Source organism: Candidatus Thiodiazotropha sp. LNASS1 (assembly GCF_964212655.1).
GTDB lineage: Bacteria > Pseudomonadota > Gammaproteobacteria > Chromatiales > Chromatiaceae > Thiodiazotropha.
Genome location: NZ_OZ156465.1, coordinates 2050015 through 2075287, shown reverse-complemented (window position 1 = coordinate 2075287; position 25273 = coordinate 2050015). Strand labels below are relative to the sequence as shown.

At 54.9% G+C, this 25273-nt stretch carries 21 protein-coding genes and 1 riboswitch; of the genes, 17 read left to right on the top strand and 4 right to left on the bottom strand.

What is annotated here, in order from left to right; translation table 11 throughout:
* Nucleotide 1 precedes the first annotated feature (1 nt).
* From mraY to lpxC, 12 genes are all read left to right on the top strand, one after another.
* The gene (gene mraY / locus AB8516_RS09045; RefSeq protein WP_108292267.1) at nt 2-1084 is read left to right on the top strand and encodes a phospho-N-acetylmuramoyl-pentapeptide-transferase; all 1083 of its coding nucleotides are present in this window, start codon (nt 2-4) and stop codon (nt 1082-1084) included.
* Nucleotides 1084-2439, top strand: a complete 1356-nt coding sequence (gene murD / locus AB8516_RS09040; RefSeq protein WP_369160000.1) for a UDP-N-acetylmuramoyl-L-alanine--D-glutamate ligase — start codon at nt 1084-1086, stop codon at nt 2437-2439. Before mraY ends, murD begins: the two co-directional genes overlap by 1 nt.
* On the top strand, nt 2436-3638 hold the full coding sequence (gene ftsW, locus AB8516_RS09035; RefSeq protein WP_369159998.1) for a putative lipid II flippase FtsW: 1203 nt from the start codon (nt 2436-2438) through the stop codon (nt 3636-3638). The genes murD and ftsW overlap by 4 nt, the downstream gene beginning before the upstream one ends.
* Entirely contained in the window at nt 3623-4702 is a 1080-nt protein-coding gene (gene murG / locus AB8516_RS09030; protein ID WP_369159996.1) for an undecaprenyldiphospho-muramoylpentapeptide beta-N-acetylglucosaminyltransferase, read from the top strand. Before ftsW ends, murG begins: the two co-directional genes overlap by 16 nt.
* On the top strand, nt 4699-6135 hold the full coding sequence (gene murC / locus AB8516_RS09025; protein WP_369159994.1) for a UDP-N-acetylmuramate--L-alanine ligase: 1437 nt from the start codon (nt 4699-4701) through the stop codon (nt 6133-6135). The genes murG and murC overlap by 4 nt, the downstream gene beginning before the upstream one ends.
* On the top strand, nt 6135-6317 hold the full coding sequence (locus AB8516_RS09020; protein ID WP_108292257.1) for a hypothetical protein: 183 nt from the start codon (nt 6135-6137) through the stop codon (nt 6315-6317). The genes murC and AB8516_RS09020 overlap by 1 nt, the downstream gene beginning before the upstream one ends.
* Nucleotides 6317-7213 carry a UDP-N-acetylmuramate dehydrogenase gene (gene murB / locus AB8516_RS09015; RefSeq protein WP_369163252.1) on the top strand — a complete coding sequence of 299 codons (897 nt, stop codon included), beginning with the start codon at nt 6317-6319 and terminating at the stop codon, nt 7211-7213. The genes AB8516_RS09020 and murB overlap by 1 nt, the downstream gene beginning before the upstream one ends.
* 2 nt (nt 7214-7215) lie before the next feature.
* Nucleotides 7216-8148: a D-alanine--D-alanine ligase gene (locus AB8516_RS09010; protein ID WP_369159991.1), complete on the top strand. Its 933-nt coding sequence runs from the start codon at nt 7216-7218 to the stop codon at nt 8146-8148.
* A complete protein-coding gene (locus tag AB8516_RS09005; protein WP_369159989.1) occupies nt 8141-8944 on the top strand; it encodes a cell division protein FtsQ/DivIB in 804 nt (267 codons plus the stop codon). The genes AB8516_RS09010 and AB8516_RS09005 overlap by 8 nt, the downstream gene beginning before the upstream one ends.
* On the top strand, nt 8945-10180 hold the full coding sequence (gene ftsA, locus AB8516_RS09000; protein ID WP_369159987.1) for a cell division protein FtsA: 1236 nt from the start codon (nt 8945-8947) through the stop codon (nt 10178-10180).
* Nucleotides 10181-10269: 89 nt separating this feature from the next.
* Nucleotides 10270-11448, top strand: a complete 1179-nt coding sequence (gene ftsZ / locus AB8516_RS08995) for a cell division protein FtsZ (RefSeq protein ID WP_369159985.1) — start codon at nt 10270-10272, stop codon at nt 11446-11448.
* 248 nt (nt 11449-11696) lie between these two features.
* Complete coding sequence (lpxC, locus tag AB8516_RS08990) at nt 11697-12614, top strand: UDP-3-O-acyl-N-acetylglucosamine deacetylase (RefSeq protein ID WP_108292245.1); 918 nt, start codon at nt 11697-11699, stop codon at nt 12612-12614.
* Nucleotides 12615-12936: 322 nt separating this feature from the next.
* Here lpxC and AB8516_RS08985 read toward each other — a convergent pair whose 3' ends face one another.
* Entirely contained in the window at nt 12937-13311 is a 375-nt protein-coding gene (locus AB8516_RS08985) for a DciA family protein (protein WP_369159982.1), read from the bottom strand.
* A 179-nt stretch (nt 13312-13490) separates the two neighbouring features.
* Between AB8516_RS08985 and AB8516_RS08980 the strand changes: the two genes are divergently transcribed.
* The 4 genes from AB8516_RS08980 to AB8516_RS08965 all read left to right on the top strand — a co-directional run bounded on the left by AB8516_RS08980 (nt 13491) and on the right by AB8516_RS08965 (nt 19677).
* Nucleotides 13491-14423: a M23 family metallopeptidase gene (locus tag AB8516_RS08980; protein WP_369159980.1), complete on the top strand. Its 933-nt coding sequence runs from the start codon at nt 13491-13493 to the stop codon at nt 14421-14423.
* 173 nt (nt 14424-14596) lie between these two features.
* A complete protein-coding gene (gene secA, locus AB8516_RS08975) occupies nt 14597-17413 on the top strand; it encodes a preprotein translocase subunit SecA (RefSeq protein ID WP_369159978.1) in 2817 nt (938 codons plus the stop codon).
* Nucleotide 17414: 1 nt separating this feature from the next.
* On the top strand, nt 17415-18617 hold the full coding sequence (gene argJ / locus AB8516_RS08970; protein WP_369159976.1) for a bifunctional glutamate N-acetyltransferase/amino-acid acetyltransferase ArgJ: 1203 nt from the start codon (nt 17415-17417) through the stop codon (nt 18615-18617).
* Nucleotides 18618-18735: 118 nt separating this feature from the next.
* Complete coding sequence (locus AB8516_RS08965) at nt 18736-19677, top strand: Nudix family hydrolase (RefSeq protein WP_369159973.1); 942 nt, start codon at nt 18736-18738, stop codon at nt 19675-19677.
* Here AB8516_RS08965 and AB8516_RS08960 read toward each other — a convergent pair.
* The gene (locus tag AB8516_RS08960; RefSeq protein WP_369159971.1) at nt 19667-20059 is read right to left on the bottom strand and encodes a PilZ domain-containing protein; all 393 of its coding nucleotides are present in this window, start codon (nt 20057-20059) and stop codon (nt 19667-19669) included. The genes AB8516_RS08965 and AB8516_RS08960 overlap by 11 nt on opposite strands.
* A 484-nt stretch (nt 20060-20543) precedes the next feature.
* Between AB8516_RS08960 and AB8516_RS08955 the strand changes: the two genes are divergently transcribed.
* Complete coding sequence (locus AB8516_RS08955) at nt 20544-22643, top strand: ATP-binding protein (RefSeq protein WP_369159969.1); 2100 nt, start codon at nt 20544-20546, stop codon at nt 22641-22643.
* A gap of 52 nt (nt 22644-22695) precedes the next feature.
* On the opposite strand, the gene metF is transcribed toward AB8516_RS08955, so the two are convergent.
* Both metF and ahcY read right to left on the bottom strand, forming a co-directional pair.
* The gene (metF, locus tag AB8516_RS08950) at nt 22696-23544 is read right to left on the bottom strand and encodes a methylenetetrahydrofolate reductase [NAD(P)H] (RefSeq protein WP_369159967.1); all 849 of its coding nucleotides are present in this window, start codon (nt 23542-23544) and stop codon (nt 22696-22698) included.
* A gap of 163 nt (nt 23545-23707) precedes the next feature.
* Complete coding sequence (gene ahcY, locus AB8516_RS08945; RefSeq protein ID WP_369159965.1) at nt 23708-25150, bottom strand: adenosylhomocysteinase; 1443 nt, start codon at nt 25148-25150, stop codon at nt 23708-23710.
* Nucleotides 25151-25170: 20 nt separating this feature from the next.
* Nucleotides 25171-25251: riboswitch (S-adenosyl-L-homocysteine riboswitch) on the bottom strand.
* Nucleotides 25252-25273 lie beyond the last annotated feature (22 nt).

The following is a 25273-nucleotide window of genomic DNA, read 5'->3' as shown; positions in this document are numbered from 1 at the left end:
AGTGTTGCTCTATTTTACCGATTGGCTTGCTCAGTTCGACAACGGCTTCAGGGTGTTCCAGTACCTGACGCTGCGTACCATCCTGGGGGTTCTGACGGCATTGATGATCTCCCTGGCCCTGGGTCCTATGATGATACGCCGCCTGAGCTTTCACCAGATTGGACAGACAGTGCGGGATGACGGTCCGGAAACGCACTTTTCCAAGGCCGGAACCCCGACCATGGGTGGTTCATTGATATTGGTGGCGATCGCCATTGCCACATTGCTGTGGTCGGACCTGGCAAACCGCTATGTCTGGATTGTGCTGATCGTCACCATGACCTTTGGCCTGATCGGATTGGTCGACGACTATAAGAAGCTGGTCCTCAACGACCCCAAAGGTCTGGCGGCGCGCTGGAAATATTTCTGGCAATCGGTAGCGGGATTGGGTGCATCCCTGGTCTTTTACTACACCGCTACATCCACCATGGAGACGGCGCTGCTGATTCCCTATCTGAAAGATGTCTCCCTGGATTGGGGCCCGGTGTTCATTCTGTTCAGTTATCTGGTCATCGTCGGCTCCTCCAATGCGGTCAACCTGACTGACGGGCTCGACGGTCTGGCGATTCTGCCAACTGTGATGGTGGGCGGCGCCCTGGGCATGATCGCCTATGTTACCGGGCACTCTGATTTTGCCACCTATTTGAAGATCCCCTACCTGCCTGGGGTTGGCGAACTGATTGTCTTCTGCGCCTCGTTGGTTGGCGCCGGATTGGGTTTTCTTTGGTTCAACACCTACCCGGCTCAGGTTTTTATGGGTGATGTGGGCGCCCTGGCGTTGGGTGCCGCCCTGGGAGTGGTCGCTGTGGCGGTGCGGCAGGAGATTGTGTTGTTCATCATGGGAGGGGTCTTTGTGGTGGAGACGGTATCGGTGGTATTGCAGGTCATGTCCTACAAGCTCACCGGCAAGCGCATCTTTCGTATGGCGCCACTGCATCACCACTTTGAACTCAAGGGTTGGCCGGAGCCTCGGGTGATTGTGAGGTTCTGGATCATCACCGTCATCCTGGTGTTGGTCGGTCTGGCGAGTCTGAAGATACGTTGATGACGAAGCAAGCGGCAAATTCAGCTAAAACCCTGATCGTCGGACTGGGGGCGACCGGGCTCTCCTGCGCGCGCTATCTGGCGGCTCAAGGGGAATCCCTGGCGGTGACAGACACACGCGAGAATCCTCCGGGACTGGAGGCGTTGCGCAAGGATTATCCCGATATGGCGATATTTCTTGGCGGATTTCAGGCGGAGGTGTTTCATGCCGCGAGTCGACTGGTGGTGAGTCCGGGGATACCTCTCGATGAGCCGTTGATTCGTGCAGCCAAAGAGCGGCATGTGGAGATAGTCGGCGATGTGGAGCTGTTCGCCAGAGCGGTGCAAGCACCGGTCGTGGCGATCACGGGTTCAAACGGCAAAAGCACCGTGACCACCTTGTTGGGTGATATGGCGCGCATGGCCGGGATAAGGGTGGCCGTGGGCGGCAACCTTGGGGAGCCGGCTCTCGATCTGCTGGATGATCAAGTGGAGCTGTACGTGCTCGAACTCTCCAGCTTCCAGTTGGAGAGCACCCGTTCGCTCAAACCCCAAGCCGCGGTTGTGTTGAATATCTCCGCCGATCATATGGACCGTTACCGGGATCTGGATGAGTATGCCGCAACCAAGGCATCACTCTATAGCGGCAGCGAGATCATGGTAATCAACCGTGACGATCCGATAGTTGCAGCCATGGCAGTGCCGGATGCGGCCACTGTCGGGTTTACTCTGGAGGCGCCGACTGGAGACGATTTCGGTTTACATGAGCTCGATGGGGTCAAATGGCTGAGTGAGGGGCATACCCCTCTGATACCCGTCACCGAACTGCGAATTCCCGGCCGCCATAATATTGCGAACGCCCTGGCGGCCCTGGCCTTGGGCAGTGCTGTGGGTCTGCCGCAAAATGATATGCTGGCGGCGCTGAGAAGTTTTTCAGGGCTCCCCCATCGCACCCAATGGATCTGCGATAAAGGGGAGGTGCGTTGGTACAACGATTCCAAGGGCACCAATGTGGGAGCCACTATCGCCGCCTTGCAGGGGCTGCATCCCGAAAGCGGCGACAGCCGGAGTGTGCTGATTGCCGGTGGCGATTGCAAGGATGCCGATTTCACTCCCCTGGCGCCGGTTGTGGAAGAGACAGCCCGTGCCGTCATCCTCATCGGTAGGGATGCATCAGAGCTGGAATCCGCCCTGGCAGGCCGGGTGCGAACTGAGCATGCGGCATCACTTGAAACGGCAGTCGCGCTGGCGGCGGAGTTGGCGCAACCAGGCGATCGTGTGCTGCTCTCTCCGGCTTGCGCCAGCTTCGATATGTTCCGTAACTTCGAAGCCCGCGGTGAGGCCTTTATTCAGGCGGTGGAGGCGCTTCCGGCATGAATACGCTGGTACGTCCACAGGCACATGATGCACGGGCACGCCGTAATCCAGTCGCGCAGCCCATCTTCGATTGGTGGCTTCTGGGGGCGGCAGCCATGCTGCTCTGTTTCGGCTTGGTCATGGTTTCGTCCGCATCGATGACTGTGGGAGACCGCCTGGGTGGATCGCCCTTCTTTTATGTCTATCGTCATCTGTTTGCCGTGTTCCTGGGCTTGCTCTCCGCTTATCTGGTTTTTCAAATTGCGATGATTCAATGGCAAAAGGCAGGGCCGTTGCTGGTCTTTTTGGGACTATGCCTGTTAATGCTGTTGTTGGTCCCCGGGATAGGAAAAAGCGTCAATGGCGCGACCCGCTGGATACCGCTGGGCGGTTTCAATCTGCAGAGTTCCGAATTCATGAAGCTTTTCATGGTGCTCTACATCGCCGGATACCTGGTACGCCGCCAGGATGAAGTCGCGCGCTCGTTCTGGGGCTTTGCCAAACCGATGCTGCTGTTGATCATCACCAGTTCACTGATCCTGCTGCAACCCGACTTCGGCACCACCGTGGTTCTATTCGCAACCGCCACAGGCATGCTGTTTCTTGGTGGGGTAGTGCTCTACCAGTTTGCCACGTTGTTGGTTTTTGCCGGTGTGGCCGGCTGGGCATTGATCTACTTCTCGCCCTACCGGTGGCAGCGGATGACGACCTACCTGAATCCCTGGGATGATCCCTTCAATACCGATTTCCAGTTGTCGCAGGCATTGATCGCCTTCGGCCGGGGTGAGATCAGCGGTGTCGGATTGGGTAACGGTATCCAGAAACAGTTCTACCTGCCGGAGGCGCATACCGATTTCATCATGGCCGTTGTAGGTGAGGAGTTCGGTTTGCTCGGCACAGTTGGTGTTATTTTTCTCTTTGCATTCATTACCTGGCGGGCATTTCAGATTGGTGTCAAAGCGGAACAGGCAGGCCAACGCTTTTCCAGTTATACAGCCTACGGACTCGGTTTATGGATCGGGATGCAGGCCTTCATCAATATCGGTGTCAATGTCGGGTTGCTGCCGACCAAAGGGCTGACCCTGCCGTTTATGAGCTATGGCGGCAACAGCATCATTGTCGCCTGCATGATGATTGCCATGTTGCTAAGAATCGATTTCGAGTCTCGCCAGAAAGGCGGTAAAAGCAAGCACCGGAGGCGATCATGGAGCCTCATGTGATGGTCATGGCCGGCGGTACGGGCGGGCACCTCTTCCCGGCACTGGCGGTGGCCGACTGGATGAAACAGAAAGGTTGTCGCATCACCTGGTTGGGCAGTCGCTCCGGTATGGAGAACAGACTGATTCCAGGCTATGGCTATCCTCTTGAGACGCTGCAGGTGAAAGGTGTGCGCGGAAGTGGGCTGAAGCGGCATCTGGCTGCTCCGTTTACTATCAGCAAGGCCCTCTGGCAGGCCTATCGCGTATTACGTCGTACCCGTCCAAACCTGGTGTTGGGCATGGGCGGGTTTGCCACCGGCCCCGGTGGTTTGGCAGCCAGGTTGATGCGTATACCTCTGGTGATCCAGGAGCAGAATGCGATACCAGGATTGACCAATCGGATATTGGCTCAATTTGCAACCAAGGTGTTCGAGGCCTTTCCCGATAGTTTTGGTGCCGAGGCGCAGGCAGAGACGGTAGGCAATCCGGTACGCCAGGATATCGTTTCCCTCGATGTGCCGGAAGCACGCTTCGCTGAGCATGAAGGAGCCATCAGACTGCTGGTTCTCGGCGGTTCTCTGGGTGCCCGGGCGCTCAATCAGTGCATACCGGAGGCGCTCTCTTTGATACCGCAAAAACTGCGGCCGCAGGTGCGTCATCAGGCCGGTGAAAAACTGCTTGATGAGACCCTTGCCAGATACCGGGAATTGGCGGTCGATGCGGAGGTGAAAGCCTTTGAAACCGAAATGGCCGAGGCCTATGCCTGGGCTGATCTTGTCATCTGTCGGGCCGGCGCGCTGACGGTTTCCGAACTGGCGGTGGCGGGTTTGGGCGCCATACTCGTACCCTATCCTTTTGCCGTCGATGACCATCAGACCCGCAATGCGGAATTTCTGGTCAATGTGGATGCAGCCTACCTTATTCATCAACACAGCCTCGATGGGCGCAATCTGGCACGGCTGCTGGGCAGTCTTTGCGCAAACAGAAAAAAACTACTGGAGATGGCTGTGGCTGCCCGCAGCCTGGCGAAACCGGATGCCGCCGTGCGGGTAGGGCGTTACTGCATGGAGGTTATCGATCCATGAGTGAACAGCTACGTAAACGATACGCCCCGAACAGCATGGGCCGCATGCGTCGGATTCACTTCGTCGGTATCGGCGGTGCGGGTATGAGTGGCATAGCCGAGGTCATGATCAATCTGGGTTATCAAGTGACCGGATCGGATCAAAAGGAGAGTGGAGTCACTTCGCGGCTTGCCGAACTGGGTGCCGAACTGAAGATAGGCCACAAACAAAGCCATGTCGAATCGGCTGATGCAGTCGTGATATCGAGTGCCATCAAAGAGGACAATCCCGAGGTTGTCGCTGCGCGAGATGCCAGAATACCGGTGGTGCCGAGGGCCGAGATGCTGGCGGAGATCATGCGTTTCCACTATGGCATTGCAGTGGCAGGGACCCACGGCAAGACCACCACCACCAGTCTGGTCACCAGTATTCTGGCAGAAGCCGACCTCGATCCGACATTCGTTATCGGTGGCAGACTCAACAGTGCCGGAGCCAATGCGCGTTTGGGTGATGGGGAGTATCTGGTCGCGGAGGCGGATGAAAGTGACGCCTCATTTCTCTACCTGCAGCCGATGCTGGCCGTGGTGACCAACATCGATGCCGACCATATGACCACCTACGGCGGAGATTTCAACAGATTGCGCAGGACCTTCCTGGAATTTCTTCATCACTTGCCATTCTATGGTCGCGCAGTGATGTGTATCGACGACGATGAGATACGCAATCTGTTACCGGAGATCACAAGACCGATTACGACCTATGGCTTCAGCGATGGTGCCGATGTAAAGGCGGTTGATGTAGTCAGGGAGGGATTGAAGACCCAATTCACGCTGCAGGCGGAATCCCTGACGGAACCGGTTCGGATCACACTCAACCTGCCTGGCAGACATAATGTGTTGAATGCTTTGGCGGCTATTTGCGTGGCGCTCGAACTCAATATTGAGAGCAGCACCATCCAGGTTGCGCTAAGCAACTTCGCCGGTATCGGTCGGCGATTTCAGACCAGGGGCGACTGTGACATGGATGGTAAACAGGTGATGTTGATTGATGACTACGCGCACCATCCGCGGGAGATCGATGCGACCCTGTCTGCAGTTCGCGACGGATGGCCGGAGCGGCGTCTGGTGGTGGTGTTTCAACCACACCGTTATTCACGAACACAAGAGCAGTTCGAGGACTTCGTGCAGGTTTTATCGAAAGCGGATCTGCTGATCGTCAGCGAGGTTTATGCTGCAGGCGAGGAGCCGATTCAGGGTGCGAGCGGTCGCGATTTGAGTCGTGCAATCCGTATCCGCGGCCAGGTTGATCCAGTCTTTGTGGAACCGCTGGAGGAGTTGCCGGATCTGTTGCAGGGATTGCTCCAGGATGGGGATATCGTTCTGACCGTGGGTGCCGGCAGTATCGGTTCCGTTGCGGCAGAACTGCCTCGACGACTTTGTCAGGAGGTGGAGTGATGGCGTATGGAATCGATATGAAAAAATTGCATCAGGGATGTGGTGAATCCCTGCAATCCAACCTGCCGGGTATCCCGATAGTCAGGCGCAGACCAACCGATGTTTCGGAAGGGCAGCACCGGACAACGGACAGGATCAGGTCGAAAAACGGCAATCCGCGTGACGAGAGCGACTTCAGATGATGCCTGCGCTAAATCAACAACCCTTACGTGGTGAAATGCGTTTCGACGAGCCCCTTTCCCGGCATACCACCTGGCGGGTCGGAGGACCGGTCAGCTGTTTTTATCGCCCTGCCGACCGCGAGGACCTGATTCGGTTTCTGCATCAGTTGGATTCAGAGGAGCCCCTTTTCTGGCTGGGTTTGGGAAGCAATCTGCTGGTACGGGACGGGGGATTCAAAGGTACTGTGATTGCAACAAAAGGCAGCCTTGTGGCCAGTGAATGGCGCAGTAACAGATTGTTGTATGCCGAATCGGGGATTGCATGTGCGAAGATCGCCCGGATTGCAGCCAGGGCGGGCCTTTGCGGTGTGGAATTTCTAGCCGGTATTCCCGGCACCCTGGGCGGTGCTCTGGCGATGAATGCCGGGGCCTTTGGCGGCGAGACCTGGGAACGGGTTGTGAGGGTCGAAACCATTGACCGATTCGGTGAAGTGCGCAGCCGTTTACCTGAGGATTTTGAGATCGCTTATCGGCAGGTCAGAGGCCCATCCGGCGAGTGGTTTCTGGCAGCCGAACTGGAGATGGAAGCGGGAGATGTGGACGCCGCCCAGCAACGGATCAGGCAACTGCTGGAACGGCGTGCCGCCACGCAACCGACCAGTCAACCCAGTTGTGGTTCGGTGTTTCGTAACCCACCCGGTGATTTCGCCGCACGCTTGATTGAGGCCGCCGGCTTGAAAGGCAGGCGTTTGGGTGGTGCTCAGGTATCCGAGAAACACGCCAACTTCATCATCAATACCGGAGATGCCACGGCACGGGATATCGAGATGCTGATTGCCAAAGTGCAGCGTGAAGTGGCGGCACAGAGTGGCATCGAACTGAAGACCGAAGTCCATCGTATTGGAGATTCGAGTTGAACATGAATGCATCTGAACGGGCATTTGGCAGAGTCGCCGTACTGATGGGCGGCCAGTCTGCGGAACGCGAGATTTCGCTGAAGAGCGGGCGAGCTGTACTGGACGCGCTTGTAAACAGGGGAGTTGAGGCGGAAGCGGTGGATGTGGATGACGGCGTGTTGACACAACTCGCTGCAGGTGGCTATGAACGGGCTTTTATCATCCTGCATGGCCGAGGCGGTGAAGACGGCGTCATTCAGGGTGCGTTGGAACGAATAGGCATGCCGTATACCGGCAGTGGCGTGCTTGGATCGGCCCTTGCCATGGATAAATACCGTACCAAGGCGGTATGGCGCGGCGTGGGCATCCCAACCCCTGAATCGGTTTTGATCATTCACGAAAGCGACCTGGACAAAGCGGTGGCGGTAGGTTTTCCCCTGATGATAAAACCGGTCTGCGAGGGCTCCAGTATCGGCATGAGCAAGGTTGATAGTGTGGAGCAATTGCGCAGTGCCTGGGAACTGGCCAGACAGTACGATGCATTGGTTCTGGCGGAGCGCTGGATCGTCGGAGAGGAGTTCACGACGACCATCCTGCAGGGAAAGGCATTGCCGATGATTCGTCTCGAGACGCCCCGTCTTTTCTATGACTATCAGGCCAAATATGCGGCGGACACTACACGTTACCACTGCCCCTGCGGTCTTGATCGTGCTGAGGAGAGAGCTTTACAGGGGCTCTGCACAGAGGCCTTCGAAGCAGTTGGCGCCAGTGGTTGGGGCCGGGTCGATCTGATGCTGGATGAGCGGCATCAACCCTGGCTGATTGAAGCAAACACCGTCCCCGGTATGACCGATCACAGCCTGGTGCCGATGTCGGCCAGGGCAGCGGGCATCGATTTTGAAGAACTGGTGGTGCGGATACTCTCCACAAGTTTCGGGAGGGATGGCGATGAGTAGGGTTCGCAATCATCCATCTGCAGATCCATCCATCCAGCTGGAGCGCTTGAACGGCATCAGAATCGTGCCACTGCTACTGATTGCGCTATTTGCCGGAATGGGTGGTTGGGGTGTCTCCCAACTGCTGGATCCCATGGTCATGCCGGTGCGGGTGGTCAGTGTCGATGGTGAGATCAAATATCTCAATAAACAGGGGCTGGAACAGACCGTTGTTCAGGCTGTGAGCGGCAACTTCTTCACTGTCGATCTGATTCGGATACGCAATCAGATCGAACAGCTTCCCTGGGTCAAGAGTGCCAGTGTTCGCAGGATATGGCCCGACACCCTGGCCGTCAGGGTCGACGAACAGGTTCCGCTGGCCTACTGGGGTGAGGATGCCATGGTAAATCCTCAGGGTGAAGTGTTCAGACCGAAGCACCTGCCGCGTTTGCAAGGCCTTGTGACGCTCACCGGTGAAGAGGAGAGGGCGGATAGAATCACCCGGGAGTATCTCAAAATGCGTACCCTGCTGCAGACAGCGGGACTTCAACTGAAGCGCCTCCGGGTCGATGCGAGGCAATCGTGGAGGATCGAGACTGAGGAGGGGTTGCTGCTCGATTTGGGCAGGCGGGACGTAATGCCGAGATTGAGCCGTTTCGTGCAGCTTTACCCCTTCCTGAGAGGTCAGGTTGACGCAATGCCGGAACGCGTGGATCTGCGATATACAAATGGTTTTTCGGTGTACTGGCAAGCAAATACCGAACAGCAAGCACAAATGGATAGCCCATCCAGTGGGGCTAGGATAGCGGGTAAGTGAATGACTAAACGAAGTGAGAAAAATCTCATCATCGGTCTCGATATCGGCACTTCTAAGGTGGTGGCGATCGTCGGTGAGATCAAAGCGGATGGCGGTATCGAAATTATCGGTATCGGTTCTCATCCGTCGCGCGGCCTGAAAAAAGGTGTGGTGGTGAATATCGAGTCCACGGTGCAGTCGATTCAACGGGCGGTTGAAGAGGCAGAGTTGATGGCGGGATGTGAGATCCATTCAGTCTACGCAGGTATTGCCGGTAGCCATATCCGTAGCCTCAACTCCCATGGCATCGTGGCTATCCGGGACAAAGAGGTAACCCAGGGCGATGTGGAACGTGTGATCGATGCTGCCCGCGCAGTGGCGATTCCTGCTGACCAGAAGATTCTGCACATCCTGCCCCAGGAGTTCATCATTGATGAGCAGGAGGGTATCCGCGATCCCATCGGTATGTCGGGCGTGCGTTTGGAGGCCAGGGTTCACATGGTCACAGGCGCGGTGAGTGCGGCGCAGAATATCGTTAAGTGTATCCGCCGTTGCGGCCTCGAGGCGGATGATCTGATTCTGGAGCAGCTCGCCTCCAGCCATTCGGTGCTGAGCGAGGATGAGAAGGAACTTGGAGTCTGTCTGGTCGATATCGGCGGAGGCACTACCGATATCGCGGTCTTTACAGGCGGCGCGATACGGCATACGGCAGTCATACCTATTGCAGGCGATCAGGTGACCAACGATATCGCCGTTGCAATGCGTACACCGACTCAATACGCGGAAGAGATCAAGATGAAGTATGCCTGTGCGCTTACTCAGCTGGCCACCAGTGACGAGACCATCGAGGTCCCCAGTATCGGTGAACGTCCGCCGCGCAGGCTCTCACGCCAGACCCTGGCTGAAGTGGTCGAACCGCGATATGAAGAGTTGATGACGCTGATTCAGGCAGAGTTGCGTCGAAGCGGTTTCGAGGATGTTATCGCCGGTGGCGTGGTACTGACTGGCGGCAGTTCGAAGATGGAGGGTGTCATCGAGCTGGCGGAAGAGGTGTTTCATATGCCGGTGAGGCTGGGAGTGCCGCAGTATGTCAGCGGACTCTCTGATGTGGTGCGCAATCCTATCTATTCCACTGGTGTGGGGTTGCTGCTTTTCGGTCAGCGAAATCGTTCCCAAGGTGGACACGAACTTGCCAATGAGGGTGGTATGAAAGCGGTTTGGGACCGTATGAAGCATTGGTTTCAGGGTAATTTCTAGTTGTTTCGAAGCGGTGCCTGTGCAAGGCGCCGTTGGTTTTGATTTTTTTTGAAGTTTTCTGTTAGGCGCGACAGTCGAGGAGGTAGACAATGTTCGAATTAATGGATACGCACAGCCAGAATGCTGTGATCAAGGTGATCGGGGTAGGCGGTGGCGGTGGCAATGCCGTCAATCATATGTTGTCGGGGGAAATCGAGGGTGTCGATTTCATCTGTGCAAACACTGATGCGCAGGCTCTGCGCAATAGTGAAGTGCGCACCCTGCTGCAACTGGGTTCGGATATCACCAAGGGGCTCGGTGCGGGAGCTAATCCTGAAATCGGCAGGCAGGCCGCGATGGAGGATCGTGACAGGATAGAAGAGGTCCTGACCGGTGCGGATATGGTGTTTATCACTGCCGGCATGGGTGGCGGCACGGGAACCGGGGCTGCACCCGTGGTCGCTCAGGTAGCAAAGGACCTGGGTATTCTTACGGTAGCGGTGGTCACCAAACCATTCGGGTTTGAGGGTGGCAAGCGGATGAAGATCGCCGAAAAAGGCATGGAGGAGCTGGGCATCAACACCGATTCGCTGATCACTATTCCCAATGAGAAGCTGTTGGCTGTGTTGGGCAAGGAGATGAGTCTGCTGAATGCATTCAAGGCGGCAAACGATGTGTTACTGCATGCCGTACAGGGTATTGCGGAACTGATCACCCGTCCCGGCCTGATCAATGTTGATTTTGCCGATGTGCGTACCGTGATGTCCGAAATGGGTGCGGCCATGATGGGATCGGGTGAGGCCTCTGGTGACAATCGGGCGCGCGAGGCAGCGGAAAGGGCGATTCGCAGTCCATTGCTGGAGGATGTCAACCTGGCCGGAGCCAAAGGCATTCTGGTCAATATCACCGCTGGCCTGAATCTGGCGATTGGTGAATTTGACGAGGTCGGCAATACGGTGCGTGAGTTCGCCGATGATGATGCCACCGTTGTGGTCGGCACGGTTATCGATCCGGATATGCAGAATGACATGCGGGTGACGGTGGTCGCCACCGGTCTGGGCGAAAGGTTAAGGGCGGAACTGCCCAAGCCTACCCAGGTGGAGGAGATTGCCCATGTCAAGCTGGTCGATGCGGATAACCCGCAAGTGGTACCGGATGACTACCGTGAGTTGGACAGGCCGACGGTGTTGCGAAATGGACAGACGGATCGGCCATCAGCCGCAGCCACTGCCGATGGTAATCTCGATTACCTGGATATCCCGGCTTTTCTGCGTCGGCAGGCCGATTAAGGTCTTCACAAAGCGCCATCTTGGGCCTAGGATTAAAGTGCGGTAGTTGCAGAAAGACAACATGTTGCATTTTGTGTTTCCAGATGACCGCCAGTTGGTGTAGAATCGAGCACCTGATTGCTGGTTGATCGCGGGCAGCTTGTGCGGGTTGAGGGCTGGATGTTGTTTCTACAACCAGATTCATGTGGTAGGATGCGCCGTTTTTGGGCCTTCAAAAGGCAAGTCACAGCTTTGGGAGCTGAATGTCGATGATTTGGCAACGTACGTTGAAGAACGTGATACGCGCCACGGGAGTGGGGCTGCATACAGGGGAAAAAGTCTACCTCACCCTACGTCCGGCAGCCCCTGACACCGGGATCGTTTTCAGACGTGTCGACCTTGATCCGCCGGTCGAAATACGCGCTTGCGCGGAAAATGTGGGTGATACGCGACTCTCAAGCACCCTGGTGCAGGATGGCGTACGGGTATCCACAGTCGAACACCTGCTTTCCGCGTTCGCCGGACTGGGTATCGACAATGCCTATGTCGATGTCAGTGCCGCTGAGGTGCCGATCATGGACGGCAGTGCGGGCCCATTCGTGTTTCTGCTGCAATCCGCCGGTGTCGAAGAGCAGAACAAGGCCAAGCGTTTCATTCGCATCAAACACAAGGTCGAGGTGGAAGAGGGGGACAAACGCGCCAGTTTCGAGCCTTTTGACGGCTTCAAGGTCTCCTTCACTATCGATTTCGACCATCCCGCTTTCAAAGAACACTCCCAGTTTGCCACGGTTGACTTTTCCTCCACCTCCTTCGTCAGAGAGGTCAGTCGTGCCCGCACCTTCGGTTTTCTACGGGATATCGAGATGTTGCGTCAGAAAGAGCTGGCTCTTGGAGGCAGTCTTGACAATGCTGTGGTTGTCGATGATTACCGGGTCATGAATGATGATGGATTGCGTTATGAAGACGAATTCGTCAAACACAAGATCCTCGACGCCATCGGCGATCTCTATCTTCTGGGTCACAGCTTGATCGGTTCCTTCAGTGGCCACAAATCAGGCCATGCGCTGAATAACCGTCTCCTGCTGGAGCTGATCAGCCAACAGGATGCCTGGGAGGAGATAACCTTCGATGAGCCTGAAGATGCTCCAATCTCATACATGAAACCGGCCCATCTCACGATCTCCTGAGTATCGCATCGAATAATCCGGCCGTTACTTAATCGGGCTGTTCATACAGCCCTTTTTTATGGCTCCTCGATCATATCTGTATGTCTGAGATAAAACGGATCCATTCAATCGCTTCGGGGAATAGGATCTATCCGCAAATGAATGCCTATACGAAGGCTGATGCGCGAGGCAACTTACACATTGCAGCTCCCAATTTGCTTGTTTTCCGGTGATTGGCGCATATTCACGGCCAGTTGATTCTTTTCGTCGCCATCAGGTCTGGCGCAGAGATTCCTGGGTGTTGAATCAGTATTTCGGAAGTATCAGGAACTACTCCCAAATGTTACCGATTCTCCATCCTGTGCCGACTGATACGTAGTAGCGCTTCCCGCAATGATGGATCTTCGATGGCTTCCGCGGATTGCCTTAATTGCTCGCCGGCCTCTTGACTCAGGACGATTCGATCTCTCTTCTTTTGCCTGGGTTTGACTGAATCACTCGGCAGGATACGGGTGCGAACCTGTTTCACATCAATACCGTTTGCCCGCAGTTGAGTTCGCAGTTGAGGCAACAGATAGCGGAATCGGCTGGCCCATACCGGTGATGCGACGAAGAGGTTGAGGTTGCCATGCTGCAGCACTGCCGCCTTGAGTTGCGAATCGAGTGGGGCAGGCAGTAGCTGTTTGAGCTGTTGATGGAGCGTCCTTTGCGCTGACAACTGTTTTCCCAATTCGCTAAGGATTGTCCCCGAGCCGACTATTGTTGATACAGGTTCCATAGTGGGAGGTTAGAGAAATTATTGATAAAAAACATCACATTTTGTGTATAAAGTGATAAAGTTCGGTGTTTTGTGACCGACATTAGTTGTATATAGCCTGAGATTCAGCTGTTTTAACAATGAATATCATATACTTACGCGGAATTGGACAGACCTGCGGCACGCTGGTGCGCTGCCTGCGTGCCTCCCTTGTGATTGGATTGATCACCCTCTTCGGGACCGGCATGCTGTGGCTTGGTTACCAGATGGGTGTCAATGATACGGAGTTTCCCGAGCATCAACTGGTGGCCAGTCTGGAGCAGACATTTACCAGGGAGCGTCAATTGCTTGAGGATGCCAAATCCGACACCCAGGGTGGAATCGATGCCCTGGCGATCCGCCTAGGTCAATTGCAATCGCAACTTTTGCGTCTGGATGCGCTCGGTGAGCGTTTGGTCAATATCGGTGGACTCGATAAAGGCGAGTTCAGCTTTGACGAACCGCCTGCGCTGGGTGGTCCCGAGGTGATGGCTTCCCACACCGAGCAATCGGCATTGCCCGATCTGTTACGGGAGATGGAACAACTGGAGCAATTGATCGACCATCGCCATCAACAACTTGCCCTGGTCGAGGATCTGATCATGAACTCCAATCTGGAGGAGTCGGTCCATCCCACCGGGCGACCTGTCAACAAGGGTTGGATATCTTCATACTACGGCATGCGAAATGATCCTTTTACCGGCAAGCGTACCATGCATAAAGGGATGGATTTTGCCGGCAAGGACGGTTCGGATGTGGTTGCTGTCGCGGCCGGTGTTGTCACTTGGTCCGCAAAGCGCTACGGCTACGGGGAGATGATCGAGATCAACCACGGTAAAGGATACGTTACCCGCTACGGTCACAATAAGGAGATCCTGGTCGAGGTCGGTGATCGTGTCAAGCAGGGGCAGGTTATCGCCAAGATGGGTTCAACCGGTCGCTCCACGGGCCCCCATGTCCATTTCGAGGTGGTACGCAACGGAAAGACGATCGATCCCACTCGCTATATTCTCAACAAGCGGAACCAGGGCTGATCCATTACAACGTAAAAAAATCCGAATTTAGTCCAGAATTTGATTGAATCGATCCCCATGATTGATGTCAACATAGCCTAGGCGGCCGCAATCCGGCTCACCCCAACCTTCAGCAATTCCACCGCTTGCTGTATCATCCACAAATTTCCCATCTGTGACGGAAACCCCGATTAATGGTAAGTAACATCTTCAAGAAGATCTTCGGCAGCCGAAATGAGCGCCTGATCAAACGCATGTCAAAGACTGTCTCCCAGATCAGCGTCCTGGAGGCTGATATTGAGAAGCTCTCTGATGAGGCATTAAAGGCAAAGACTTCCGAATTTCGTACCCGCCTGGAAGCGGGAGAAACCCTGGACAACCTGATGAATGAAGCCTTTGCCGTGGTACGGGAGGCAGGCCGCAGGGTGATGCAGATGCGTCATTTTGACGTTCAGCTGGTCGGTGGCATGGTTCTGCACCAGGGAAAAATCTCAGAGATGAGGACCGGTGAAGGTAAAACCCTGGTGGCTACCCTGGCGGCCTACCTGAATGCCCTGCCGGCCAAGGGTGTCCATGTTGTGACGGTAAATGACTATCTGGCACGGCGCGATGCCGCCTGGATGGGGCGTATCTACGATTTTCTCGGTTTGACCGTTGGCGTCATCAATTCCTCAGGGGGCATGGGACCTGACAGTTCCTCCTATTTGTATGATCCTGAGCATGATGCAAAGAATGGCGGATACCCCCATCTGAGACCGGTCTCCCGCCAGCAGGCCTATGCAGCGGATATCACATACGGCACCAATAACGAGTACGGTTTCGACTATCTGCGGGACAACATGGCTTTCAGTGCAGAGCAACGTGTGCAACGTCCACCCAATTTTGCCATCGTTGATGAAGTGGACTCCATCCTGATCGACGAGGCGCGTACACCGCTGATAATATCCGGGCCGACAGAGGACTCCTCGGAGCTCTATAAGGCGGTCAACAAGATCATTCCCAGCCTGACCCGGCAGGATCCGATCACCAACGAGGAGGGCAAACCCGATTTCGGTCCAGGCGATTTCTCGGTGGACGAGAAGGCGCGTCAGGTCTTCTTTAGCGAGGAGGGACATCAGCATCTCGAGGAGATGCTGACTGAAGCGGGACTGCTGGAAGAAGGGGCCAGTCTGTATGATCCATCCAACATCATTCTGATGCATCATGCGAATGCCGCCCTGCGGGCGCATGCCCTGTTTCAACGCAATGTGGACTATATCGTCAAGGACGGTCAGGTCATCATCGTCGACGAGTTCACCGGCCGTACCATGCCGGGCCGGCGTTGGTCGGACGGTCAGCATCAGGCGGTGGAAGCGAAAGAGGGCGTCGAGATTCAAAATGAGAATCAGACGCTCGCCTCGATCACCTTCCAAAACTACTTCCGTCTCTACAACAAGCTTTCGGGTATGACCGGCACCGCGGATACCGAGGCCTTCGAGTTTCAGCAGATCTACGGTCTGGAAGTGGTGGTCATTCCGACCAACATGCCTATGATCCGGGACGATATGGGTGACCTGGTCTACCTGACCCCTGAAGAGAAGTACGATGCGATCCTTGAAGATGTACAGGATTGCGTGAAACGGGGGCAGCCTGTCCTGGTGGGTACCGCCTCCATCGAAACCTCGGAACTGGTCTCCGAGCTTCTGAACAAGGCGGGGGTGGAACATAGGGTGCTGAATGCCAAGCACCATGAGCAGGAGGCGGTGATTGTGGCCCAGGCGGGCCGGCCCGGCGCCGTTACCATCGCAACCAATATGGCGGGCCGAGGCACCGACATCGTACTGGGGGGCAATCTGGAGTCTGAGCTGGAGGCACTCGGAGACAGTCCTGATCCAGCCGAAGTTGATGAGCACAAGGAGGCCTGGAAGAAGCGCCACCAACATGTACTGGATGCCGGCGGCCTGCATGTGATCGGTACTGAACGCCATGAATCGAGGCGTATCGACAATCAGCTGCGTGGTCGTTCAGGCCGTCAGGGCGATCCCGGATCGAGTCGCTTCTATCTCTCTCTGCAGGACAATCTGATGCGCATATTCGCCTCCGACAAGGTGGGTGGATTGATGCAGAAACTCGGTATGGAAAAGGGCGAGGCGATCGAGCACCCGTGGGTTTCGCGGGCGATCGAAAATGCCCAGCGCAAGGTGGAGGGGCGTAACTTCGATATCCGTAAACAGCTGCTGGAATATGACGATGTGGCCAATGATCAGCGGCGGGTCGTGTATGAACAGCGCAATGACCTGATGGATACCTCAGATATCTCCGAATCAATCACGGCTTTGCGCAGTGACGTTCTGGATGAGGTATTTCATAGCCATATACCTAGGGATAGCATCGAGGAACAGTGGGACGTTCCAGCATTGAGTGAATCGCTGAACGAACTGTTTGGCGGTGAATGGCCGGTCCAGCAGTGGCTGGATGAGGAGCACGATCTGCATGAGGAGACCCTGAAACAGAAGATCACCCAGATCCTGCAGGGCGTCTATCAGGACAAGGAGACCCTGGTCGGGGCCGAGAACATGCGTCAGTTCGAAAAGGCGATCATGCTGCAGACCCTCGACGGTCACTGGAAGGAGCATCTGGCGGCGATGGACTATCTGCGTCAGGGTATCCACCTGCGCGGCTATGCACAGAAGAACCCGAAGCAGGAGTACAAGCGCGAGGCCTTCGAGATGTTCTCCAATATGCTGGAGAGTATCAAGCAGGAGGTGACGGGTCTGTTATCCAAGGTCCAGGTACAGATGCCGGAAGAGATGGCAATCCAGGAGCGGCAACCAAGGGTCGATGAGTTCGAATTCAAGCACGAGACTTTCGAGGGACTGCCGGAAGAGGCGGCTGCACCTGCAGAGATGGAGGAACATGCGCGGGAGCCTCAACAGCCGTTTGTTCGCGAAGGTCGGAAGATCGGCAGAAACGAGCCCTGTCCCTGTGGATCGGGTAAGAAATTCAAGCAGTGCCATGGTCGTATAAGTTGATATGAGCGCCACTCAATTCGCCATCCCCGGTATACGGCTTGGCACGGCGGCGGCAGGAATCAAATATCCCGACAGGGATGATATGGTGATCATCGAAGTGGCGGAGGGGGCGAATTGTGCAGCGGTGTTTACCCGCAATGCCTTTTGTGCCGCACCGGTTCAGCTCGCTAAAAAACATCTGGCGCTCAGACCGCCGAGATATCTGCTGATCAATTCGGGAAATGCCAATGCAGGGACCGGCGATCAGGGTATGCGGGATGCCAATGCCTGTTGCCGGGGATTGGCGGAGACCGCAGCCTGTCAAGCGGATCAGGTGCTGCCCTTTTCCACCGGGGTGATTGGTGAGAGTCTGCCAGTCGAACGCATTCACGATGCGCTACCCGCTGCCATTGACGACTTAAGTGTCGATAGATGGGAGACCGCCTCAAGGGCCATTTTGACCACCGATACCCGACCGAAACTGCGTTCACGCCATTTTGAGTTTGAGGGTGTGCAGGTACGTCTCACAGGCATGGCCAAGGGATCCGGCATGATCCGTCCCGACATGGCAACGATGTTGGCTTACCTGGCCACAGATCTGAGCATTTCCCAGGCGTTGTTACAGGCCTGTCTGGATGATGCGGTGAAGCCATCATTCAACAGTATTACAGTGGATGGCGATACTTCAACCAATGATGCCTGTGTGCTGATGGCCAGTGGCGCTTCCACCATTGCGCCGCTGACAGAGCGTGGATCCGATCTCTACAAGAGGTTTGTGGATGAAGTGACGGAACTCTGTATGGAGCTGGCGCGGGATATTGTCCGCGATGGTGAAGGAGCAACCAAGCTGGTGGATATCCTGGTGCAAGAGGCGGCCGATGAAAGCGAAGCGAGGGATGTTGCCTACACCATTGCCCACTCGCCCCTGGTCAAAACAGCACTCTTCGCCTCCGATCCCAACTGGGGAAGGATTCTGGCAGCGGTGGGTCGTGCGGGGCTTGCCGGACTTGATATCGACCGTGTCGAGATCTGGCTCGATGATATCTGTATCGTGCGCAACGGGGGCCGGGCCGCGGAATATACCGAGCAGGCGGGTGCTTCGGTGATGAGTCGTGATGATTTTACCATTCGTGTCATGCTCGGGCGTGGTGATATGTTGGCGCGGATAGTGACCTGTGATCTCTCCTATGACTATGTCAAGATCAATGCTGAGTACCGTACCTAACGTAGTGTCCTATACTGTTCAACGGTTTCAGCATGAAGCCGCGTTGGCGAATCCTTTCCAGGCATGCTGATCAATTAACAGACCTCAAACGTTCAGACCGCAGGTTAGCCCACATACAATGATCCATGTAGTCGCAGCAGCCATCTTCGACAGCGAAGCTCGCGTGCTCGTGACCAGGCGTGCCGATCATCTGCACCAGGGCGGATTGTGGGAGTTTCCGGGAGGCAAATGCGAGCCGGGCGAATCGATACAGCAGGCCTTGGCAAGGGAGCTCAAAGAGGAACTCGGCATCGTGCCGCTCGAGTGTGATCCCCTAATTCGGGTCAGGCATGATTACGGCGATCGCAACCTGCTGCTCGAGTTTTTTCGTGTCACTCGATATCAGGGTGAAGCCAGCGGACTCGAGGGGCAGCCTTTGAAATGGCTGTTGCCGGGGGAAATGGAGCCAGGCAGTTTTCCCGCTGCCGATCGGCCTGTGATCACCGCATTGCAGTTACCGAGCCGCTATTTGATTACGGGCGGGGATGTTGATCGGTTGGAAGATTTTCTGCAGCGGCTGGACAGGGCGCTGGATTTTGGTGTGGGTATTGTGCAGTTACGGGCACACGGCTTGACGGATATAGGTTACCGTGAGCTTTTGTCCGCCTGTCTACCCCGCTGCCACGGACGGGGGGTCAAACTCATCATCAATCGGCCCGAGAGGGTGGTGGATTGGCGGGGAGAGGGCGATGGCGTTCACTTTACGGCACGACAACTGATGGCGCTGGCGCACCATCCCTCCGGTGCAGGGCTGTTGGGTGCTTCCTGCCACAACCCTGAAGAACTGGCACGGGCAGCCGAATTGGAGCTGGACTATGCTCTGCTTTCACCTGTCGAGCCCACACATTCGCATCCTCATGCCCAGGCTCTGGGCTGGTTTCGTTTCACGGAGTGGGTCGATCGAGTCAATATACCTGTCTACGCATTGGGTGGTATGCAGTCGGACTCGCTGAGGCAGGCGAAACTTGCCGGCGCTCAGGGGATCGCGGGTATTTCGACTTATTGGGGGCTCAATCGGTAAACCCGTACTCTTCGATCAATTTCTGCAGTGTCTCGCCTGCCTCCGGGGATTTGTCGATGAATTCAAATCCCGAATCGTAAAAGGCGGAATTGATATCTTTATCACTCCAACGGCAGATTGCCTTGAATCTCATGGACCTGAGTTCACCCTCGCTGTCAGGCAGGCGGAGCTCGAGGTGCATCTCTTCACCGGTCTTTACCGGGCTTTCACTGATCAGCATCATGCCCTCGGTATTGATATCAACCACATGCCCCATCACTGTGTTTTGATCAATCTGCCATACCCGCAGATAGTAGATCAGGTGACGACGCTTGATGGTACGCCGATCCGAGGGATGCAGCGTGTTTTCCTGGTTGTGTTGGCTTGGCCTCTTAATATACATCGCTTTCAGCCTTACATATTACGGGTAGTGACGGTTCTGATATTCCGGACTGCCAGACGGGTTTCGTCCGGATAAGATAGACATCGGCTGATTGCTGCAAGAACTTAGGAGGAGATTGCTCGGGTTACCTGATGTTGCTCGTCACAGCCGGATGCGTTATTGGTTCAGATTATATTAATCCTTTTATATCAATTACTTGCGTGATGTAAAAAAAGAGCCTGTTTCTTGCTATCATGTTACATTGATATTAACCCCTGTGGTGTAGAGGGGCGGCCCTAGGGTCTGTTAACACTTATCCATTCGGTACTGCCAAGACTGTTCTTTCGTCCAGCAATGCGGAATGAACGAAATCCAGTAGTCTTAATATGAGCGAATGATACTGCCGTCGGGCTGAAAAACAGCCCCAGCCCATCAGCTGTGATTGAATGGGAGTTGACAGGCGCCAGCATGGAGTTGCTTGAGTCTAGAAAGGGATGACACACATATGTTCGCTAAACTTTCCGATCCTGAGCTGTTGTCAAACTCAGAGTACCAACAGGCACTGGTTAGACTGGCCATATGGCTGTTCAGTATCCTGTTTATGTGGCTGGGTACATCCACGGATTACTACCCGGTTGGTGCGAGTCTCTATCTGAGCCTGTATGGGTGCTATTTTGTCTTCTTCCTGGCAGTGCTGATCAACGTTGGATACAGACATGAATTGCCGTTCAGAAAGGAGATCATGCTGGTGGTCGATGTCAGCGCAACCAGCCTGGCAATCGTCCTGACATCGGATGCCATCAGCCCTTTCTACCTCATCTATCTCTGGATCTATCTCTCTTATGGGACCAGATATGGTAAACGGCTCCTGCTGATGGCAACCCTGCTCAATTTCAGTGCTTACAATCTGGTGCTGATCTATCTGCAATCTTGGCAGAGCCATGGCTTCGATGCCTTCTTTTTCCTGTTGCTACTGCTGGTGATCCCCCTCTATCAATATTTTCTCTTGAGGCGACTTTACCTTGCCAAACAGGAGGCGGAGTCCGCAAAGAAGGCCCGTGGTGATTTCTTGACAACCATGACACATGAGCTGCGTACACCTTTGATCGGTGTTATCGGCATGACCCGCCTGATGCAGGGAACACCCTTGGATATGGAACAGAAAGAGTATCTCCACTCGATCCAATCATCGGCCCATCTGCTGAAGTCATTGATCAGTGATGTGCTCGATCTCTCCAAAATCGACGCCAACAGACTCGAACTACTGCCTGAATGGTTCGATATTCGCAACCTGGTCAGGAGTGTTATCTCAAGCCAGGCAGAAATGGCTCATGACAAGCAAATCGAGCTCCTCTGCCATGTGGATCCAAACGTGGGACAGGAACTGTTTGGTGACAGGCTACGGATTTCGCAGATTCTGTTTAATCTGCTGGGTAATGCGGTGAAATTTACCGATAAAGGATACATTCGCGTCGAATTGGATAAGGTGGAAGACCCCGGGGTTTTGGCTCAACCCCATATTCTGCTCAGGGTAGAGGATACAGGCATCGGTATTCCACAAGACCGCCAGGAGGCAGTGTTCGAGAGTTTCTGGCAAGCGGATATCGGCAATGCACGCCGTTTTGAGGGAGCGGGACTGGGCACAACTGTGGTGCGTGATTTGACTCGGCTGATGGGTGGGACGGTGGAAGTCGTCAGCCAGTTGGGCGAGGGATCCGCCTTCAGTGTCAGGCTGCCACTGCAGATGAGGGATGGTCAGGTGGAAGAGGGGGAGGCTTTTCAGCTAGAGGGTCGCTGCATACTCATCTATGAGGAGGATTCCAAGGCAATGGAGTTGCATAGCGCAGTTGCTCGGGAGCTGTGCATGAAGGTGATAACTGCCAATCGTCCAGGTGATTTTCTTGCCAGCCTGGACAACAGTGTTGAGTTAATGATGGTCTGCGATTCATTACACGATACATCCATACAGGAGATTCTTTATAAGGCTCATGCGGTAGTGCCCACACTGCCTCTAATCATCGCCGGGTATCGTGGTCATATGCAGGATATGGGCGTCATCAAAAACCCTGAAAATACCCTGTTCAAACCATTTCTCGCATCAGAGTTTACCCAGATGGCGATGCGGGCACTGGGTATCAGATCGAGCCGGCAACTTAATCTATACCCGGCTGACATCGAATCGGGGGATAAGCAGGGTATCAATGTACTGTTAGCCGAGGATAACGCCATTGCGGCAAAAGTGATCTCCACCTTGTTAACCCAACGCGGTCACAGGGTGCGGATAACCAAGGATGGCAGCGAGGCACTGCAAGCGGTTTCCGATGATGACTATGAGTTGGCCTTTATCGATCTGCGCATGCCCAACATGGATGGACTGGAATTTACACGGCGTTATCGAAGCATCGAACCCAAGCATCGTTATATGCCGATCTATGCATTGACTGCAAACAGTGTGCACGAGATGTTTGATCGTTGTGTGGAAGCGGGTATGGACGGTTTTCTGACCAAACCTGTTGAACCGGAGATGCTGGATGCAATCATCGAACAGTGCAGATTAAGTGTCAATCGACCCTCTCCCGGAGAACCGCATCCTGTTCCTACCTAGGGCTGATCGGATTGGTGTTAACAGGCCCTAGGGCCTGTTATTGACCCGGCGTTTACAGTGATAGAGCCTGCCAGATAGCAAGGGTCGGTTTAGCCTGATTCATGGTGTAGAAGTGCAGTCCCGGTGCTCCCCCTTCCAATAGGCGCTCACATAACCGGATTACGGTCTCGGTACCGTAGCTGCGAATCGCCTCCAGGTCGTCACCGAATCCTTCAAGCCGTTTTCTCAACCAGCGGGGGATCTCCGTACCACAGGCATCGGAGAAACGGGCCAGTTGGGTGAAATTTGTTATCGGCATTATGCCAGGGACGATTGGGATATCGATCTGCAGCTGTTGACAGTTATCGAGAAATCGAAAATAGGCATCGGCATTATAGAAGTATTGGGTAATGGCGCTGTCCGCACCTGCTTCTACCTTGCGCTTGAAATAAATCAGGTCCTGTTCCGGGCTGCTCGCCTGGGGATGAAACTCGGGATAGGCTGCGACCTCGATATGAAAGAAGCGAGGATAGGTCTCCTGGATCAGTTCCACCAGTTGATTGGCATGGTTCAGGTCACCTAGCTCACCAAGTCCTGTGCCCGAGGGCAGATCGCCTCGCAGCGCAACCAGACGGCGAATGCCTATCGACTTGTAGTGTTCGAGAATCTGTAGAATTTCGTCCCGATTGGCACCGATACAGGAGAGATGGGGGGCAGTGGTAATCTGTTCATCCATCAGCCACTCTACAGTATCGAATGTCCGCTGCCGAGTGGATCCGCCGGCACCATAGGTTACAGAAAAGTAGGCTGGCTGCTTGGTGTTCAGCTCAGCTACATTCAGTTTGAGGTTTTCCAAACCCTTTTCCGTCTTTGGCGGGAAGAGTTCGAAGCTGAAGTTTCGTTGTTGATGTTCTGTATGCATAGCTGGGTCTATTTAGCACTGAATTCTAATTTGGCCTCTGTCGCTGGAAAAGCTCATCAGGATGCAGCGGAGCCGCACCCTGATGCGCGATCAGTGATCAGCATGGCGGAACTGCCCGCCAGATTGGCAAGCGGATCAGTCGATTCCGGTTCAACTGCACCTGTCAGTAGCGGTAGTGATCGGGTTTATACGGTCCTTCGACAGGCACGCCGATATAGTCAGCCTGTTCCTGGGTGAGGGTCGTCAAATGGGCGCCGATCTTTTCCAGGTGTAGCCGGGCTACCTCTTCATCCAGTTTTTTGGGCAGTACATAGACCTCGTTTTTGTAGTTTTCCGCTTGGGTGAAAAACTCAATTTGCGCCAATACCTGATTGGAAAAAGAGTTGGACATGACAAAACTTGGATGTCCCGTGGCACACCCCAGATTGACCAATCTGCCCTCGGCGAGCAGGATAATGCGCTTGCCGTCCGGGAAGATGACATGGTGCACCTGGGGCTTGATCTCTTCCCAGGCATAGTGGCGGATGCCGGCAATGTCTATCTCATTGTCGAAGTGTCCGATGTTGCACACGATCGCCTGGTCTTTCATCGCCGCCATGTGATCGTGGGTGATGATCTTGAAGTTGCCGGTAGTGGTGACAAAGATATCACCCTGGGACGCCGCCTCTTCCATGGTGATCACGCGATAGCCTTCCATCGCTGCCTGGAGTGCGCAGATGGGATCGATTTCCGTGATCCATACTGTAGCCCCCAGCCCACGCAATGACTGTGCGCAACCCTTGCCCACATCGCCGTAACCGGCGACCACGGCAATTTTTCCGGCAATCATCACGTCGGTAGCGCGTTTGATGCCATCGACCAGGGATTCACGGCAGCCGTATAGGTTATCGAACTTCGATTTGGTGACCGAGTCGTTAACGTTCATGGCCGGGAAGAGCAGCGTACCCTGTTCCATCATCTGATAGAGTCGATGGACACCTGTTGTGGTCTCCTCGGTGACGCCCTTTATCGATTCCGCCATACGGTGATAGCGCTTGGGGTCCTCTTCGAGACTGCGTTTCAATACCCCCAGGATTACACGCCACTCCTCGGGGTCGTCATCCTGAGGTTCGGGAACCGCACCTGAATCGGCGAATTCAACCCCTTTATGGACCAGCAGGGTTGCGTCACCGCCATCGTCGAGAATCATGTTCGGGGCAGCGCCGTCCGGCCAATTGAGGACCTGCTCGGTGCACCACCAATACTCTTCCAATGTCTCTCCCTTCCAGGCATAGACAGGAATCCCTTCGGCGGCAATCGCCGCAGCAGCATGATCCTGGGTAGAGAAGATGTTGCAGGAGCACCAGCGAACCTGGGCACCAAGGGCAACCAGTGTCTCGATGAGTACAGCGGTCTGAATCGTCATATGCAGGGAACCGGTGATGCGGGCTCCCTTGAGCGGTTGTTGTGGGGCGTATTTCTCCCTGATCGCCATCAAGCCGGGCATCTCGGTTTCAGCGATGGCAATCTCACGGCGTCCGTAGTCGGCCAGTGATATGTCGGCGATCTTATAGTCGGTAAACTGACTTGACGAATCGGTAACTTTGTAATTGGTCAACTCACTCATGGTAGTCATCTCCTGATTATCGTGAGTGAGCGCGGTTGATTGCATCAAGCATCCCTTCCGAGCCTGGCGGATGTTCACCCGTTGCAGCGCTCCTCGGTCAGGAAGTTCAATTATGAATTATGA

What these genes read in the sequence shown, in the direction of transcription:
- murD (WP_369160000.1), top strand. Translation starts at nt 1,084, where the DNA reads ATGACGAAGCAAGCGGCAAATTCAGCTAAAACCCTGATCGTCGGACTG.
- ftsW (WP_369159998.1), top strand. Translation starts at nt 2,436, where the DNA reads ATGAATACGCTGGTACGTCCACAGGCACATGATGCACGGGCACGCCGT.
- murG (WP_369159996.1), top strand. Translation starts at nt 3,623, where the DNA reads ATGGAGCCTCATGTGATGGTCATGGCCGGCGGTACGGGCGGGCACCTC.
- murC (WP_369159994.1), top strand. Translation starts at nt 4,699, where the DNA reads ATGAGTGAACAGCTACGTAAACGATACGCCCCGAACAGCATGGGCCGC.
- AB8516_RS09020 (WP_108292257.1), top strand. Translation starts at nt 6,135, where the DNA reads ATGGCGTATGGAATCGATATGAAAAAATTGCATCAGGGATGTGGTGAA.
- murB (WP_369163252.1), top strand. Translation starts at nt 6,317, where the DNA reads ATGCCTGCGCTAAATCAACAACCCTTACGTGGTGAAATGCGTTTCGAC.
- AB8516_RS09010 (WP_369159991.1), top strand. Translation starts at nt 7,216, where the DNA reads ATGAATGCATCTGAACGGGCATTTGGCAGAGTCGCCGTACTGATGGGC.
- AB8516_RS09005 (WP_369159989.1), top strand. Translation starts at nt 8,141, where the DNA reads ATGAGTAGGGTTCGCAATCATCCATCTGCAGATCCATCCATCCAGCTG.
- ftsA (WP_369159987.1), top strand. Translation starts at nt 8,945, where the DNA reads ATGACTAAACGAAGTGAGAAAAATCTCATCATCGGTCTCGATATCGGC.
- ftsZ (WP_369159985.1), top strand. Translation starts at nt 10,270, where the DNA reads ATGTTCGAATTAATGGATACGCACAGCCAGAATGCTGTGATCAAGGTG.
- lpxC (WP_108292245.1), top strand. Translation starts at nt 11,697, where the DNA reads ATGATTTGGCAACGTACGTTGAAGAACGTGATACGCGCCACGGGAGTG.
- AB8516_RS08980 (WP_369159980.1), top strand. Translation starts at nt 13,491, where the DNA reads ATGAATATCATATACTTACGCGGAATTGGACAGACCTGCGGCACGCTG.
- secA (WP_369159978.1), top strand. Translation starts at nt 14,597, where the DNA reads ATGGTAAGTAACATCTTCAAGAAGATCTTCGGCAGCCGAAATGAGCGC.
- argJ (WP_369159976.1), top strand. Translation starts at nt 17,415, where the DNA reads ATGAGCGCCACTCAATTCGCCATCCCCGGTATACGGCTTGGCACGGCG.
- AB8516_RS08965 (WP_369159973.1), top strand. Translation starts at nt 18,736, where the DNA reads ATGATCCATGTAGTCGCAGCAGCCATCTTCGACAGCGAAGCTCGCGTG.
- AB8516_RS08960 (WP_369159971.1), bottom strand. Translation starts at nt 20,059, where the DNA reads ATGTATATTAAGAGGCCAAGCCAACACAACCAGGAAAACACGCTGCAT.
- AB8516_RS08955 (WP_369159969.1), top strand. Translation starts at nt 20,544, where the DNA reads ATGTTCGCTAAACTTTCCGATCCTGAGCTGTTGTCAAACTCAGAGTAC.
- metF (WP_369159967.1), bottom strand. Translation starts at nt 23,544, where the DNA reads ATGCATACAGAACATCAACAACGAAACTTCAGCTTCGAACTCTTCCCG.
- ahcY (WP_369159965.1), bottom strand. Translation starts at nt 25,150, where the DNA reads ATGAGTGAGTTGACCAATTACAAAGTTACCGATTCGTCAAGTCAGTTT.